The following is a 16,330-nucleotide window of genomic DNA, read 5'->3' on the forward strand; positions in this document are numbered from 1 at the left end:
GTTCACCCGTAGAAGAGCTTCTCGAACACGCGCCGCGAGCGTCGGGTGGTGGCCAGATAGTCCTCTTCCACCTGGGTCGCCGAGCGCGGCGGGTAGTCCAGAAGACGCCCGATGCCGTCGAGCTTCGCCCGATCGGTCGGGAGGACATCGCTGGTGTGGCCGGAGAGGAGCGTGTTCGCCGAGCGCAGGCGGCTCGCCAGCCGCCACGCGGCCGCGAGCCGGTCCGCGGCCGTCGTCGGTATCAAGCCGGCAGCCTCTGCGGCCCGCAGCGCCTCGACGGTCGAGGTCGTCCGCATCGCGGGGACCTCGTGCGCGTGCTGCAGCTGAAGGAGCTGGACGAGCCACTCGACGTCGCTGAGGCTGCCCGGGCCGAGCTTGAGGTGGCGCGAGGGATCCGTTCCCTGCGGGAGCCGCTCGGCCTCGACGCGCGCCTTGATCCGCTTGATCTCGCGAAGCCCTTGGGTGTCGGGTGTCTCGGGATAGCGCACCTGGTCGGCGAGCTCCGTGAACGCGCGGATGAGCTTCACGCTCCCGGCGATCCCTCGGGCGCGCAGAAGCGCCTGCGCCTCCCACGACAACGACCAGCGGCGATAGTACGCGGCATAGGAATCCAGCGACCGTGCGATCGGACCGTTGCGGCCCTCGGGTCGGAGGTCGGCATCCAGATCCAGCGGGACTCTGTGGTCTTCGGAGTGACGACGCAACTCCGACACGATCCGAGCGGCGAGGCGCTGGGCCCGATCAGGGTCGATGCCGTTGGCACGGTAGACGTACATCACATCGGCGTCCGAGCCGAAGCCGAGCTCCGCTCCACCGAAGCGTCCCATCGCGATGACGGAGAAATCGAGGGCGTCGTCCTCCGGGGGGACGATCTCCCGCCGCACCGCGCGCAGCGTGGCTTGGATGGTCACCTCGGTGATCGTCGTCAGAGCCTGCGCGATCTCCTCGATGGTGACGGTCTGCAGGATGCCGGACATGGCGGTGCGCAGCAGCTCGCGCCGCCGGAGTGCGCGGACCGCCCGCATCGCATCCTCGATCCCCCCGTGGCGGGTCTGGATCGCGCGCGCCTCCTGCTGGAGGGCGACGCCGCTGCGGGGACGCAGGAGGGTGTCGTCATCGAGCCAGGCGGCGGACTCCGGTATCCACTCCATCAGCTCGCCGATGTACCGTGAGCCCGACAGCACCCGCGTGAGGCTCTCTGCCGCTCCGGAGGAGTCGCGGAGCATCCGCAGGAACCACGGGGTGTCCCCCAGCCGCTCGCTGAGGCGGCGGAACGCGAGGAGCCCGTAGTCGGGGTCGACGCCGTCGGCGAACCATCGGATCATCACCGGCATGAGGTGGCGCTGGATGCTCGCCTTGCGGCTGAGTCCGCTCGTGAGCGCCGCGATGTGGCGGAGCGCTCCGGCGGGATCGGCGAACCCGATCGCAGCGAGACGATCGCGTGCCTGCTCGGTCGAGAGCACGCGCTCCTCCGCCGGCAGGGCGGCGACGGCGGACAGGAGCGGGCGGTAGAACAGCCGGACGTGGATGTCGCGCACCTCGCGTTTGATCCCCTCCCAGATCTCCCAGATCCGTCCCCCGGACTCCGCCAGCCGCGTCGACCGCGCGAGCATCCGCTGATCGTCGGCATCCGCCGGCATGAGATGGGTCCGCCGCAGATGACGGAGCTGGACGCGATGCTCGAGAAGACGCAGGACGTGGTAGTCCCGGGCGAACGTCGCCGCCTCGGTGCGGCCGATGTAGCCCTGGGTGACGAGAGCATCGAGGGCTTCGAGAGTGCCGCGCTGCCGGATCCGATCGTCCGAGAGTCCGTGGACGAGTTGCAGCAGCTGCACCGTGAACTCGATGTCGCGGATGCCGCCGGGACCGAGCTTGATCTGGAACGGCACCTCTGCCGCCGGGATGTGATCGGTCACGCGTTCGCGCATCCGCTGGACGCTGTCGACGAAGTTCTCGCGCGCGGCGCTCGTCCACACCTTCGGCTGTACGGCCCGCACGTACGCGTCGCCGAGCTCGCGGTCACCCGCGATCGGCCGCGCCTTCAGGAGAGCCTGGAACTCCCAGCTCTTGGCCCATCGCTCGTAGTAGGCCAGATGGGAGTCGAGGCTCCGCACCAACGCTCCCTGCTTGCCCTCCGGACGGAGGTTCGCATCCACTTCCCACAGCGGAGGCTCGACCTCGACCTCGGAGAGCCCTCGCATCGTCTGCACCGCGAGACGGGTTGCGATGTCGACCGCGCGGCTCTCGCCGAGCGTGTCGGACCGCTCCGGATCGACACCGGCGACGAAGATCACATCGACGTCGCTGACGTAGTTGAGTTCCCGCGCACCGGTCTTGCCCATCCCGATGATCGCGAGCCTGGTCGCCGCGACCTGCTCGCGCGGGAACAGCCCCGCTCCCGCCGCGCCCTGCGAGACGCGGGTGCGGGCGACCGCCAACGACGCCTCCAACGCCGCGCCGGCCGCATCAGCCAGTGCCGCCGTCACCTTCGGGATCTCGTCGACGGGCGACGGACTCAGGAGGTCGTAGGCGGCGATGCGGGCAAGCACACGGCGGTAGCGCACGCGCAGCGAGACCCAGGCGCTCTCCGTCCCCGTCGCGGAGAACCCGTCGGCGGTCGCGTCGATCGCGTCCGCCAGCCAGCTGCGCATCTCGGCATCCGTCGGGAGGGAGCCTCCCGCAGAGGCCAGGTCGGCCAGCTCATGGGGGTGCCGGAAGTAGAAGTCCGCGAATCCGTCCGACGCGCCGAGGAGCGCCCACACCGCGCGTCGCGCGCGCGGATCCTCGTGGGCTGCGCGCACCGGCGCAGCGTCACGGCGTGCGATCCGCGTGAGGGCCACGAGCGCCTCGTCGGCGTCGGCGGACACGGCGACGTCGGCCAGGATGCCGTCTCGGGTCAGACCGGTGTGTGCCGTGAGCTCGGTGAGCAGCGCCTCCGCCTCCCCCAGCCGGCTGAATCCCAGTCGTGCGAGGAGAGTCCGCGCGCCCGAGCGCTCCGAGCCGGTCACGGGACCGCGCTCAGAGCATCTCGAGGTTGCTCTTGAGCTCGTAGGGGGTGACCTGCGAGCGGTACTCCTGCCATTCGCGGCGCTTGTTCAGCAGGACGTAATTGAACACCTGCTCCCCGAGGGTCTCGGCGACGAGCTCGGACTCCTCCATGTACTCGAGGGCGACGTCGAGGCTCGCCGGCAGCGGTGCGTAGCCGAGGGCGCGGCGTTCCCCGTCGGTGAGCGACCAGACGTTGTCCTCGGCCTCCGGCGGGAGGTCGTACTCCTCCTCGATCCCCTTCATCCCCGCCGCCAGCAGCAGCGCGTAGGCGAGGTAGGGGTTGGCGGCAGAATCGAGGGCACGGTACTCGACGCGGGAGGACTGGCCCTTGTTGGGCTTGTACATCGGCACGCGCACGAGCGCGGACCGGTTGTTGTGTCCCCAGCAGATGAAGCTCGGCGCCTCGTCCCCGCCCCACAGGCGCTTGTACGAGTTGACGAACTGGTTGGTGACCGCGGAGATCTCGTTCGCATGGCGGAGGAGGCCCGCGATGAAGTGGCGTCCGACCTTGGAGAGCTGGTATTGCCCGCCCTCTTCGTAGAAGGCGTTCTGATCGCCCTCGAAGAGCGACATGTGCGTGTGCATGCCGCTGCCGGGCTTGCCGCTGAGGGGCTTCGGCATGAACGTCGCGTAGACGCCCTGCTCGATGGCGACCTCTTTCACGACGGTGCGGAAGGTCATGATGTTGTCCGCGGTCGCGAGCGCGTCGGCGTAGCGCAGGTCGATCTCGTTCTGACCGGGCCCGCCCTCGTGGTGGCTGAACTCGACCGAGATGCCCAGGTCTTCCAGCATCCGTACCGACCGTCGACGGAAGTCGTGAGCGGTGCCGCCGGGGACGTTGTCGAAGTAGCCCGCCGAGTCCACCGGTTCGGGCCCGTCGGGTCCGTAAGCCGAGGATTTCAGCAGGTAGAACTCGATCTCGGGGTGGGTGTAGAAGGTGAATCCCGCGTCGGCGGCGCGTGCGAGCGAGCGCTTGAGCACGTGACGGGGGTCTGCGACGGCCGGCTGGCCGTCGGGCGTGGTGATGTCGCAGAACATCCGCGCGGTCGGGTCGATCTCCCCCCGCCAGGGCAACGTCTGGAACGTCGTCGGGTCCGGGTGGGCGAGGAGATCGGATTCGTAGGACCGGGTGAGGCCCTCGATCGCGGATCCGTCGAAGCCGAGGCCCTCGGCGAATGCCCCTTCCACCTCGGCGGGGGCGATGGCGACGGACTTCAGGGTGCCGATGACATCGGTGAACCAGAGTCGGATGAACTTCACCCCGCGCTCCTCGATCGTCCTCAGAACGAAGTCACGCTGCTTGTCCATCGCATCCTCTCCGCGGGTTACCCGGTGTCGCGCGGCGCCGCGGGGTGGGGCGCGCGCGTGCCTCTCAGACTAGTGCCGGTCGGGCTGCTCCGATGCGGGGCCGTCACCCCATTCGGCCTCGGCCGCGTCGTCCTCATCCCACTGCCGGGAGCGCTCCTTGAGCTTCTCCGGTGCAGCGGCCGCCTCTTCCGCCGTGTCGAAGGGGCCGGCACGGTCGACCACCGGGGACTCGAAGCCCTTCTCGACCTTCCCGGTCTTGAGGTTGTACCAGAACTTCTCGCTGTCGCTCGTCACGGGTGCTCCTCCGATGCACGTCGGCGTGGTGTGCTCCGATCCTAGTGACGGCGCCCGCGCTGGAACAGGAACGTACGGACGCCGTCATCGCTAGGGTGGACGACATGGCAGCACAGGCGCGCGCGGTCGGCGTGGACATCGGCGGGACCGGGATCAAGGCGGGGATCGTCGATCTCGAGAAGGGCACCCTCCTGAGCGACCGGGTGAAGGTCCCCACCCCTCAGGGCGCCGAACCCGGTGACGTGCTCGACGCCGTGCGCGAGGTGCTCACGAGATTGGATGTGGCGGACGACGCCGATGTCCCCCTCGGGGTGGCGTTCCCCGCAATCGTCAAGGGCGGACGCACCCTGTCGGCCGCCAACGTGTCCGAGTCCTGGATCGGGTTCGACGCGGAGGCGTTCTTCGAAACAGGCCTGGGGCGCGACATCCACTTCGCCAACGACGCCGACGTCGCCGGTATCGCGGAGGTGCGTTTCGGCGCAGCCCACGGGGTCCAGGGACTCACGATCCTCACGACGCTCGGGACGGGTATCGGCTCGGCCCTCCTGCACAACGGCGTCCTCATCCCGAATTCCGAGCTCGGACACCTCCAGCGCGCCAAGCACGGGAAGGATGCCGAGGCCTATGCGGCGTACTCCGCGATGGAGCGCGAGGAGCTCAGCTGGGAGCAGTGGGCGGAGCGCCTGCAGTGGTACTACAGCCACGTCGAGTTCCTCTTCTCCCCCGACCTGTTCATCGTCGGCGGCGGCGTGTCCAAGCACGCCGACAAGTTCCTCCACCTGCTCGATCTGAGGACGCCGATCGTCCCTGCGGCGCATCGGAACAACGCCGGCATCATCGGCGCCGCGGCGCTGGCGCTCGGCTGAGAGGCGAATGGGCCGGCCTGTACGCCGGGTTCTGTCCCGGGGCTTTCGCCCCATCGACGGTCATCTCTCTCGGCGTCACGTTGCCGTGACGCTCCAGCGGCCTACCCGGGGACTCGGCGGGCCGCGTCGGCATCCCCTGTCTGGCCTTGCTCCGGGCGAGGTTTACCCTGCAAGCCGCGTCACCGCGACCCCGGTGGTCTCTTACACCACCCTTTCACCCTTACTCCGGCCGAAGCCGGGGCGGTCTGCTCTCTGTGGCACTGTCTCGCGGATCACTCCGGGTGGGTGTTACCCACCGCCCTGCCCTATGGAGCCCGGACGTTCCTCGGTGCGGTCTCCCGCCACGCGACCGTCCAGCCGACCCATTCGCAGGGTCGAGTCTACGCGGGCCTCTCACTCCTTCTCGGCGGTGGGCCCGATCTTGAGGTCGAGAGGGAAATCGATCGGGAACTCCCCGAACAGAAGGCGACCGGCGGATGCGGCGGAAGTGCGGACCGCATCGGCGACGGCGTCGGCGTGCACGATCGGGGTGTGCACGATGATCTCGTCGTGCAGGAAGAACGCCAGGTGCGGTGACCGTGCGAAGGCCGGACCGGACCGCGGTGCCGCGTCGGGCGTCTCGACCGCAGCGAGCGTGCTCAGTCGCGTGCGCAGATCCGCGAGCCACGCCAGTGCCCATTCGGCGGCCGTCCCCTGGACGACGAAGTTGCGGGTGAAGCGACCACGATCCCGCGCGGCGCGACGGGCGTTCGTCTCATCACCCCCGGAGGCTTCCGCACCGCTCGCGCGGGACTGCAGCGCGCGCCATGCGTCCCCCGGCGCGGGAGAGGTCCGCCCGAGCCAGGTGCTCACCCGTCCGCCGTCCTCGCCGATCCGCGCGGCGTCGTCCACGAGTCCCATCGCCCGCGGGAACGCCCGTCGGAGGCGGGGGACGAGCCGGCCGCTCTCCCCGGTCGTCGCCCCGTACATCGCGCCCAGCATGGCCATCTTCGCCTCCGCACGGGTGGCGACGGCGCCGGAGTCGACCACTCCGGCGTAGAGGTCACGGCCCGACGCCGCCGCCGCGAGCGCGGTGTCGCGCGCCATCGCCGCCAGCACTCGCGGCTCGAGCTGCGCGACGTCGGCGGTGACGAGAGTCCACCCGGGGTCGGCGCGAACGGCCGTGCGCAACCTGCGAGGGATCTGCAGCGCTCCCCCACCGGAGGACGCCCAGCGTCCGGTGACGACGCCTGCCGGCACGTAAACGGGTCGGAACCTGCCGTCGCGCACCCACTCGTCCATCCACGCCCACCCGTTCGCGGTGTACAGCCGCATGAGCTTCTTGTACGCGAGGAGAGGCGCGACCGCCGGATGGTCGTGGCGGCCGAGGTCCCACTGACTGGTCGATTCCACGAGGATGCCGGCGCGGTGCAGAGCACGCAGGAGCTTGGGCTGCGAGTCGAGGGAGGCCCCGGGATCGTCGAGGGCGGAGCGGACGGCGGCGGCGGCGTCCTCGATGCGTGCGGGAAGCCCGCCGGCTGTGCGGGGACCGAGCTGATCCTCGAGCAGATGCGCGTGCGCTTCGACGCTCCAGGGAAGCCCCGCGGCGTGGAGCTCCACGCCGGTCAGCGCTCCCGCGGACTCCGCGACTGCGAGCAGGCGAAGGCTCCCGGCAGTCCGGGCGATCGCGATCGTGGCGCGCTGACGCCGGTACTCGGCCAGCGCTTCGTCCGCGCCCTCGGGCGGCCCGACGCTGTCGCCGAAGGCGAAGAGCGTGTCCAGGTCGTCGAGGGCCGTTGCCGCGGCATCCCATGATGTCTCCCCGCGGAGACCCTGATCGTCCTGGACGGATGCGGCGTCACGGAGGATCGCGTGGACGAGTCGGAGGTCCCAGGCACGGCGGACACGTACCCCCGCCGACAGCAGTCGCGTGTACCAGGTCGGGGTATCGCTCCAGATCCACCGGACGTCGCCGGCCGATTCGCGCGCAGCTATCACGTCGGGCAGCGCATCGATGTCGACGGCGAGGGTGGATACCGGCATGCCGGCGGCGTCGAGGTCGATCAGTGCGACGTCGCCTGCGGCCGACCGCCCGAGGACGACCTCAGCGGGTGAGGACGCCAGCGCCCGTCACCGCGATTCTTCGGTACGGACCAGGATCGCGCCGCACTCCGGACAGAACACGACCTCGTCGGTCTGCGCTCGTCGGACGACGGCCAGGTCGTTGGGAGGGAGGACCATGCGGCAGGCCTCGCAGGCACTGCCGCGGAGCAGCCCGGCGCCGACCCCGCGAGAGGCCCGACGGTCGTACGCGGCGAGGAGATCCGCGGGGATGCCGCCGGCGATCGCCGATCGATCTCGGCGCGATGCCTCGAGACGCTCGGTGGCCTCGGCGACGACGCGCTTGGCCTCGGAGCTCAGCTCCGCTCCCCGCGCGTTGGCGTCGGCGATCGTCGCCTCCTGCTCGGCGACGGCGGCATCCGCCGCCTCGAGCTGCTCCATGAGGACGAGCTCGGCATCCTCCAGGTCGCTCTTGCGCCGCGCGAGCGAGGCGAGCTCGCTCTCGAAGCCCTGCGCCTGCTTGGGGTTGGTCGCCGTCGCGAGGCGTTCGGAGTCGCGGGCCATGCGCGCGTCGACCACGGCCACGTCGGACTCGACGCGGGTGAGCTCCGCCTTCAGGTCGTCGCGGGCGTTGGCCCGCGACGCCAGCTCGTGGGCCAACGCGGTCCGCTGCGAGAGAAGCTCCCGCACCTGCGCCGCCTGCGGGGGGTTGCCCGAGACGTGCTCGTCGCGCCGGATCCGGGCGTCGAGGTCGGCGAGATCGAGCAGTTTGCGCTGGTCGGCGGGGTCGGCGTTCACAGGCTCCACGCTACCCGTTGCCGGCCTCTCCTCCGTGGGTCGGGCGCCGATGCGGCGAAGTGGCGCGGCCATATGATGGTCGAAGAGGGCCTTTAGCTCAGCTGGTAGAGCGCCACGTTTACACCGTGGATGTCGTCGGTTCGATCCCGGCAGGGCCCACCGCACGCCTCCCCGCCACACGAGCATCCGCGGGGCGCACGACTCGCTAGGCTGTTCTGGGTGTGCCGCACACGCGAGACAACGCGAGTGCCCGCCCGTATTGCCGTTCCCCTGGCATGATCTGCCGGACGACGAAAGGTCTTCTGTGACTGTCAACGATCAGGATCCGTACTCGCAGGACCCGCTGGACAGCGATCCCGACGAGACGTCCGAGTGGCAGGAGTCACTCCACCAGCTCGTCCAGGCCAAGGGGCCCGGGCGAGGGCGCGAGATCATGCTGAGCCTCCTGCAGGCCTCGCATGACCTGCAGCTCAATGTGCCGCAGGTGCCCACCACCGACTACATCAACACCATCGCTCCGGAGAACGAGCCGGAGTTCCCCGGCGACGAGGAGCTCGAGCGTCGCTACCGACGCTGGATCCGGTGGAACGCCGCCATCACCGTGCATCGCGCGCAGCGCCCCGGCATCGGCGTCGGCGGGCACATCTCCACCTACGCGTCCTCGGCGTCGCTCTACGAAGTCGGCTTCAACCACTTCTTCCGCGGCCTCGACGATCCGAGCGGCGGCGACCAGATCTTCATCCAGGGGCACGCCTCCCCGGGCATCTACGCCCGCTCGTTCCTCGAAGGGCGCCTCAGCGAGCAGCAGCTCGACGGCTTCCGGCAGGAGAAGTCGAAGGCACCGGAGGGGATCCCCTCCTACCCGCACCCGCGCCTCATGCCGGAGTACTGGCAGTTCCCGACGGTGTCGATGGGTCTCGGCCCGATCAACGCCATCTACCAGGCGATGTCGAACAAGTACCTCACCAATCGCGGCATCAAGGACCTCTCGAACTCGCACGTCTGGGCCTTCCTCGGCGACGGCGAGATGGACGAGGTCGAGAGCCGCGGACAGCTGCAGGTCGCCGCCAACGAGGGCCTGGACAACCTGACCTTCGTCATCAACGCCAACCTGCAGCGTCTCGACGGTCCCGTCCGCGGAAACGGCAAGATCATTCAGGAGCTGGAGAGCTTCTTCCGCGGAGCCGGCTGGAACGTCATCAAGGTCGTCTGGGGCTCCGGCTGGGACGAGCTGCTGTCGAAGGACACCGACGGTGCGCTGGTCCGCCTGATGAACACCACGCCGGACGGCGACTTCCAGACCTACCGCGCGGAGGACGGCGGATTCATCCGCGAGCACTTCTTCGGGCGCGACGAGCGGACCGCTGCCCTCGTCAAGGACTGGTCGGATGACGACATCTGGGGTCGCCTGCGCCGCGGCGGACTGGACTACCGCAAGGTGTACGCCGCGTACAAGGCCGCCGCCGAGCACAAGGGTCAGCCGACCGTCATCATCGCCAAGACCATCAAGGGCTACGGACTCGGTCACCACTTCGAGGGGCGCAACGCGACGCACCAGATGAAGAAGATGACGCTCGAAGACCTCAAGCACTTCCGCGACTCGATGCGCATCCCGATCTCGGACGCCCAGCTCGAAGAGAACCCGTACCTCCCGCCGTACTACAACCCCGGTGCCGAGGACGAGACGATCCAGTACATGCAGGAGCGTCGTCGCTCGCTCGGCGGGTTCCTCCCCGAGCGCCGCTCGCACCACGTGGGGCTCACCCTGCCCGACGAAAGCGCCTACGCGCTCCCGAAGAAGGGCTCGGGTACGCAGGAGATCGCCACCACGATGGCGTTCGTCCGGCTGCTCAAGGACCTGCTGAAGGCCAAGGACTTCGGCCACCGCATCGTTCCGATCATTCCGGACGAGGCACGCACCTTCGGCATGGACGCCTACTTCCCGACGGCGAAGATCTACAACCCGCACGGGCAGAACTACACCTCGGTCGACCGGTCGCTTCTGCTGGCATACAAGGAGAGCCCGCAGGGCCAGATCCTGCACGTCGGCATCAACGAGGCCGGCGCGCTCGCGGCGTTCACCGCGGCGGGCACGTCCTACTCCACCCACGGTGAACCGCTCATCCCGGTGTACGTCTTCTACTCGATGTTCGGCTTCCAGCGCACCGGCGACGCGCAGTGGGCTGCCGGCGACCAGATGGCCCGAGGATTCATCATCGGCGCCACCGCCGGGCGCACGACGCTCACGGGCGAAGGGCTCCAGCACGCCGACGGTCACTCCCACCTCCTGGCCTCGACCAACCCGGCGACGGTGTCCTACGACCCCGCCTACGGCTACGAGATCGCCCACATCGTGCGCTCCGGCATCGAGCGCATGTACGGCGGCGAGCACCCGGACCCCAACGTGATGTACTACATCACCGTCTACAACGAGCCGCTGGTCCAGCCCGCCGAGCCCGAGGGGGTCGATGTCGACGGCATCGTCCGAGGCATGCACCGCATCTCCTCGCCGGAGGGAGAGGGTCCGCGCGCGCAGATCCTCGCCTCGGGCGTCGGTGTGCCGTGGGCGATGGAGGCGCAGCAGCTGCTCCGTGACGACTGGGGTGTCCAGGCGGATGTCTGGTCCGTGACGTCCTGGACGGAGCTTCGCCGCGACGGTCTCGCCGCGGACGAGCACAACTTCCTCCACCCCGAAGGCGAAGCGCGGACGGCTTTCGTCACCGAGAAGCTGAAGGATGCCGAAGGTCCCGTGGTCGCCGTCAGCGACTTCATGCACGCCGTCCAGGATCAGATCCGGCCCTGGGTGCCTCAGCAGTTCGTGACGCTCGGGGCGGACGGCTTCGGCTTCTCCGACACGCGCGCCGCGGCACGGCGCTACTTCAAGATCGACGGCCCGTCCGTCGTGGTCCGCACCCTGCAGGCGCTGGCCGCCGAGGGCAAGGTCGACCGGAGCCTGTCCGCTCAGGCGATCGAGAAGTACCGCCTGCACGACGTCAGTGCCGGAACGAGCGGCAACGCGGGCGGCGAGAGCTGACCCGTCGCGATGTCGCGGAAGGCCTCGATGGATCGGGCCGAGACGCTGGCGTGGCTGCGCCGCATCTCGGGTGATCTGGCGACCGCCACGATCAAACGACTCGAGGATTCCCTCCCCTGGTACGCCGAGATGCCGCCTGCGCGCCGATCCGCCGTCGGATTGGTGGCGCAGGCGGGCATCACCTCGTTCATCCAGTGGTTCGACGATCCCGATTCGACCCCCTGGATCGCCGCGGACATCTTCGCCGCCGCCCCTCGTGAGCTGCTGCGCAGCGTGAGCCTCCAGCAGACGCTCCAGCTCATCCGCGTGACCGTGGAGGTCACGGAAGAGCGGGTGGCGGGGAAGGACGACCGTCTGCGGGAGGCGATTCTGCTCTACTCCCGCGAGGTGGCCTTCGCGGCTGCGGACGTCTACGCCCGCGCCGCCGAGGCTCGCGGCCTGTGGGATGCGCGTCTCGAGGCCCTCGTGGTCGACTCGATCCTCACGGGGGAAGCGGACGAAGAGCTTCCGAGCCGTATCGCCGCTCTGGGCTGGCACGGCCACGGCGAGGTCGCGGTCATCGTGGGGACGACTCCGCCGCAGTTCGACGTCGATCAGCTCCGCCGCACCGCCCGCAAGCTCGGCGTCGACGTCCTGATCGGCGTTCAGGGGTCGAGGCTCGTCCTCGTCGTCGGCCGGGCGGAGCCTGCGTCACGCGCAGAGGACCTGCCCGCGGAGCTCCCCTTCGCGGACATCGCGTCGCAGCTCGAACCGGGCTTCGGTTCCGGATACCTCGTGCTCGGACCCACCGTTCCCGCGCTGGTCGACGCGGGCCAGAGCGCGCGTGCGGCCTTGGCGGGGTTCGCCGTGGCGCGCGCGTGGCGCCACGCACCCCGACCGGTCGAAGCGGACGATCTTCTTCCGGAGCGCGCCCTCGCCGGTGATCCGCTCGCCAAGCTCACCCTCGTCGAGCGCATCTACAGACCGCTGCAGGCGCACAGCACGGACCTCGTCGCGACGCTGTGGAGCTACCTCGACAACGGGCGTTCCCTCGAGGCCACTGCGCGAGAGCTCTTCGTGCATCCGAACACGGTCCGCTACCGCCTCAAACGCGTGTCCGAGGTCATCGGCTGGGACGCGACAGGTCCTCGAGAGGCGCTCATCCTTCAGACGGCGCTGGTGCTCGGATCGATCGGCACGGACGCCACGCGGCGTCGGGGTGGTGCACCCCGACGCGGCGCCTGATCGTCGTTCATCGACAAAGCATCCCCGGATTCTTCGGAGAGGTGCGCCAGTTGCCCGCGGTGGTTCCTTGGCAGGATAGACGGGTGATCATCGCCGTCTTCCCCGGTCAGGGCGCCCAGACGCCCGGCTTCCTCACCCCGTGGCTCGCCCTGCCGGACGCGCGGGAGCGGCTGTCGGCCTACTCCGAGTGGGCGGGCGTCGATCTCCTCGCCGCAGGAACGGAGTGGGACGCCGATCGCATCCGCGACACCCGAGTGGCGCAGCCGCTGATCGTGGCGGCGAGCCTGTTGTCCTGGCGGGCGCTGGAGGATCGGGACGCCATCGCCGGCGTGGCCGGCCACTCGGTCGGAGAGTTCGCGGCGGCCGCCGCCGCCGGGATCCTGACGGACGAGGACGCTCTCCGCCTGGTCGGCATCCGCGGTCGGGCGATGGCCGAGGCCGCAGCGGCCGAGCCTTCGGGAATGAGCGCCGTGCTGGGAGGCGACGCCGAGGCCGTCCTCACGCGACTCGCCGAGCTCGGGCTCACACCCGCGAACCACAACGGCGGCGGCCAGATCGTCGCCGCCGGCGCCGCCGAGGCTCTGACGGCGCTCTCCGCGGACCCGCCCGCCCGCACCCGGGTCATCCCGTTGCCGGTGGCCGGGGCTTTCCACACCGACTTCATGGCGCCCGCGGTCGAGGCGCTCAGGAACGCAGCATCCGAGGTCCGGCCGGTCGATCCCGAACGGCGGATCTGGACCAACCGGGACGGCTCCGAAGTGGCCTCCGGCGACGAGTTCATGCAGACGCTGGTCTCGCAGGTGGCGTCACCGGTGCGCTGGGATCTCTGCATGGCCGCCTTCTCGGATGCGGGAGTGTCCGGTCTCATCGAGCTCTCTCCCGCGGGTACGCTGACGGGGCTCGCCAAGCGCGCCCTCCGCGGTGTGCCGAGCGTGGCCGTCACCTCCCCCGAAGACCTTCCCGCCGCGGCGGACCTCGCGCGCGGCGCCTGATCGGAGAACTCCATGCGACCCACCCTCGTTCAGGCCACGGGCCCCGCGCACACCCGCATCTACGCGTACGGCGCGGCCCGTGGCGAGAACGCGGTGCCGAACGACGACCTCGTCGGGCCGATCGATTCCAGCGATGAGTGGATCCGGCAGCGGACGGGCATCGTCACCCGGATGCGCGCCGGCGCGGGCACCGACGCGATCGACCTGGCCACGGATGCCGCGGCCGAGGCCATCGCGGCATCCGGTGTTCCTGCCGCCGACATCGACGCCGTCATCGTCGCCACGATCAGCAACCCGAAGCAGACGCCGTCGGTCTCGGCGATCGTCGCCGACCGTATCGGTGCGAACCCCGCCGCGGCCTACGACCTCAACGCGGCGTGCGCGGGCTTCGCGTACGGTGTCGCGCAGGCCGATGCGCTCATCCGCGCCGGTGCCGCGCGATACGCCGTCGTGATCGGCACGGAGAAGCTCAGTGACATCGTCGACCCGACGGATCGCTCGATCTCGTTCCTGCTCGGTGACGGAGCGGGCGCCGTCGTGATCGGCCCCAGCGAGACACCCGGCATCGGACCCACGGTGTGGGGTTCGGACGGCTCGAAGGCCGATGCGGTCGGGATGAACCACACGCTCGTCGAATTCCGCGAGGGCAACGCACCGTGGCCGACGCTCCGTCAGGAGGGCCCGACGGTGTTCCGCTGGGCGGTCTGGGAGATGGTGAAGGTCGCCCGTCAGGCGCTCGAGGCCGCCGGTGTCCGCGCCGAGGATCTCTCCGCCTTCGTCCCCCATCAGGCGAACATGCGCATCATCGACGAGTTCGCCAAGCAGCTCGGTCTCGGCCAGAACGTCCTGATCGCCCGCGACATCGAGACGACCGGCAACACCTCGGCCGCGTCGATCCCGCTCGCGACGCACCGGCTGCTCACGGAGCACCCCGAGCTCAGCGGAGGACTCGCCCTGCAGATCGGCTTCGGCGCCGGTCTCGTCTTCGGCGCGCAGGTCGTCGTCCTCCCGTAGTCCGAGCATCCCCTTCCGTAGACTGTTCCCGGCCCGCCCGGGACCGTGAACCCCGAAGAACAGGAGAAACCCATGGCACTCACCAACGACGAGGTCCTCGCCGGTCTTGCCGAGCTCATCACCGACGAGACGGGCATCTCGGCCGACGAGGTCGCGATGGAGAAGTCCTTCACGGACGACCTCGACATCGATTCGATCTCCATGATGACGATCGTCGTCAACGCCGAGGAGAAGTTCGGCGTGACCATCCCCGACGACGAGGTCAAGAACCTCAAGACCGTCGGCGACGCCGTCACCTTCATCACGTCCAACCAGGCGTGAGACCGCCCCGGTGGGGGCATACGCCCCCACCGGATCCGTTGTGAGGATTCCCATACCCATGAGCACCCCCCGCATCGTCGTCACCGGCATCGGCGCGACGTCGCCCATCGGCGCGACCGCACAGGAGAGCTGGGACGCCCTCCTCGACGGCGCCAGCGGCGCCCGGACCCTCGAGTACGACTGGGTGGAGAAGTACCAGCTGCCGGTGACCTTCGCCGCGCAGGCGAAAGTCCGCCCGGACACCGTCCTGCCCCGGCCCGTCTCCAAGCGCCTGGACCCCGCGTCGCAGTTCGCGATGGTGGCCGCCCAGGAGGCGTGGGAGGATGCCGGGTCCCCGGAGGTCGCTCCCGAGCGGCTCGGCGTGGACTTCGCGACGGGTATCGGCGGCGTGTGGACCCTGCTCGACGCGTGGGACGTGCTGCGCGAGAAGGGGCCGCGTCGGGTGATGCCGATGACGGTGCCGATGCTGATGCCGAACGCCGCGGCGGGGAACCTGTCGCTGCACTTCGGCGCGCGCGCGTACGCACGCACCGTCGCCAGCGCGTGCGCCTCCAGCACGGAGTCCATCGTCAACGCGGTCGAGCACTTGCGCGCAGGGCTCGCCGACGTCGTCATCGCCGGTGGGACCGAGTCCGCCATCCACCCGATCACCATCGCGTCGTTCGCCTCGATGCAGGCGCTGTCGCGGCGCAACGACGACCCGGCGACCGCTTCCCGCCCGGGGAGCATCGACCGCGACGGGTTCGTCATGGGCGAGGGTGCGGCTGTGCTCATCCTCGAGACCGAGGAGCACGCGCGCGCCCGAGGGGCGAAGATCTACGCCGCCGTCGTCGGTGGTGGCGTCACCGCGGATTCGTACCACATCACCGCGAACGATCCCGAAGGCCACGGTGCGGCTCGCGCTGTCGAGATGGCGCTCGCGATGGCCGATGCCTCCCCCGCCGACATCACGCACATCAATGCCCATGCCACATCCACGCCGGTGGGCGACCCGAACGAGTACCAGGCGTTGAAAGCCGTGCTCGGTGACCGTGTCGACGAGATCCCGGTCTCGGCGACGAAGGCGTCGACGGGTCATCTCCTCGGCGGGACCGGTGCGCTGGAGGCGATGTTCACGATCCTCGCGATCCGCGATCGCGTCGCCCCGCCGACCATCAACATCACGACGCAGGACCCGGAGGTGCCGTTCCGGATCTCGGGCGAGAAGCAGTCGCTCGGGAGCGGGCCGCAGCTCGCGATCAGCAACTCCTTCGGTTTCGGCGGCCACAACGCCGTCGCCGCGTTCACGACCGTCTGAGCGATCGACGATCGAAAGGCCCCGCGCGATGCGCGGGGCCTTTCCTCTGAGGAGCCGATTCGCTCTCCCACTCCCCGGGAGTCCTCTCCGGGGT

General features: G+C 69.8%; 12 protein-coding genes, 1 tRNA gene and 1 other RNA gene. 8 read left to right on the forward strand and 6 right to left on the reverse strand.

Features of this window, described 5'->3' with window-relative positions; translation table 11 throughout:
* Positions 1–2 precede the first annotated feature (2 nt).
* The 3 genes from KZC50_RS11370 to KZC50_RS11380 all read right to left on the reverse strand — a co-directional run bounded on the left by KZC50_RS11370 (position 3) and on the right by KZC50_RS11380 (position 4,650).
* Positions 3–3,008 (reverse strand): bifunctional [glutamine synthetase] adenylyltransferase/[glutamine synthetase]-adenylyl-L-tyrosine phosphorylase, encoded by a 3,006-nt coding sequence (locus tag KZC50_RS11370; RefSeq protein WP_310891755.1) that lies wholly within the window; start codon positions 3,006–3,008, stop codon positions 3–5.
* Positions 3,009–3,018: 10 nt separating this feature from the next.
* On the reverse strand, positions 3,019–4,356 hold the full coding sequence (glnA, locus tag KZC50_RS11375) for a type I glutamate--ammonia ligase (RefSeq protein ID WP_053548649.1): 1,338 nt from the start codon (positions 4,354–4,356) through the stop codon (positions 3,019–3,021).
* A 69-nt stretch (positions 4,357–4,425) separates the two neighbouring features.
* A complete protein-coding gene (locus tag KZC50_RS11380) occupies positions 4,426–4,650 on the reverse strand; it encodes an SPOR domain-containing protein (RefSeq protein WP_310891756.1) in 225 nt (74 codons plus the stop codon).
* A gap of 104 nt (positions 4,651–4,754) precedes the next feature.
* Between KZC50_RS11380 and ppgK the strand changes: the two genes are divergently transcribed.
* On the forward strand, positions 4,755–5,516 hold the full coding sequence (gene ppgK / locus KZC50_RS11385; RefSeq protein WP_310891757.1) for a polyphosphate--glucose phosphotransferase: 762 nt from the start codon (positions 4,755–4,757) through the stop codon (positions 5,514–5,516).
* A 4-nt stretch (positions 5,517–5,520) separates the two neighbouring features.
* On the opposite strand, the gene rnpB is transcribed toward ppgK, so the two are convergent.
* The 3 genes from rnpB to KZC50_RS11400 form a co-directional block, all read right to left on the reverse strand.
* Positions 5,521–5,881: RNase P RNA component class A (gene rnpB / locus KZC50_RS11390), an RNA gene on the reverse strand.
* Positions 5,882–5,909: 28 nt separating this feature from the next.
* Positions 5,910–7,619: a bifunctional 3'-5' exonuclease/DNA polymerase gene (locus tag KZC50_RS11395; protein ID WP_310891919.1), complete on the reverse strand. Its 1,710-nt coding sequence runs from the start codon at positions 7,617–7,619 to the stop codon at positions 5,910–5,912.
* A gap of 6 nt (positions 7,620–7,625) precedes the next feature.
* A complete protein-coding gene (locus KZC50_RS11400; RefSeq protein WP_310891758.1) occupies positions 7,626–8,354 on the reverse strand; it encodes a zinc ribbon domain-containing protein in 729 nt (242 codons plus the stop codon).
* Positions 8,355–8,440: 86 nt separating this feature from the next.
* On the opposite strand from KZC50_RS11400, the gene KZC50_RS11405 reads away from it, so the two are divergent.
* From KZC50_RS11405 to KZC50_RS11435, 7 genes are all read left to right on the forward strand, one after another.
* Positions 8,441–8,513 (forward strand) — tRNA-Val (locus KZC50_RS11405).
* A 145-nt stretch (positions 8,514–8,658) separates the two neighbouring features.
* Positions 8,659–11,388 (forward strand): pyruvate dehydrogenase (acetyl-transferring), homodimeric type, encoded by a 2,730-nt coding sequence (gene aceE, locus KZC50_RS11410; RefSeq protein WP_301135248.1) that lies wholly within the window; start codon positions 8,659–8,661, stop codon positions 11,386–11,388.
* A 27-nt stretch (positions 11,389–11,415) separates the two neighbouring features.
* The gene (locus KZC50_RS11415; protein ID WP_301135246.1) at positions 11,416–12,612 is read left to right on the forward strand and encodes a PucR family transcriptional regulator; all 1,197 of its coding nucleotides are present in this window, start codon (positions 11,416–11,418) and stop codon (positions 12,610–12,612) included.
* An 83-nt stretch (positions 12,613–12,695) separates the two neighbouring features.
* Positions 12,696–13,604, forward strand: a complete 909-nt coding sequence (locus tag KZC50_RS11420) for an ACP S-malonyltransferase (protein WP_310891759.1) — start codon at positions 12,696–12,698, stop codon at positions 13,602–13,604.
* 12 nt (positions 13,605–13,616) lie between these two features.
* Positions 13,617–14,618, forward strand: coding sequence for a beta-ketoacyl-ACP synthase III (locus tag KZC50_RS11425; protein ID WP_310891760.1), 1,002 nt, complete (start codon positions 13,617–13,619; stop codon positions 14,616–14,618).
* Between the two features lie 72 nt (positions 14,619–14,690).
* Positions 14,691–14,939 carry an acyl carrier protein gene (locus KZC50_RS11430; RefSeq protein WP_053548638.1) on the forward strand — a complete coding sequence of 83 codons (249 nt, stop codon included), beginning with the start codon at positions 14,691–14,693 and terminating at the stop codon, positions 14,937–14,939.
* 58 nt (positions 14,940–14,997) lie between these two features.
* Positions 14,998–16,236, forward strand: a complete 1,239-nt coding sequence (locus KZC50_RS11435) for a beta-ketoacyl-[acyl-carrier-protein] synthase family protein (protein ID WP_301135243.1) — start codon at positions 14,998–15,000, stop codon at positions 16,234–16,236.
* The last annotated feature ends 94 nt before the right edge of the window (positions 16,237–16,330 follow it).

Origin of the sequence: Microbacterium aurantiacum (assembly GCF_031625015.1) — a bacterium.
Classification (GTDB): Bacteria; Actinomycetota; Actinomycetes; order Actinomycetales; family Microbacteriaceae; genus Microbacterium; species Microbacterium aurantiacum.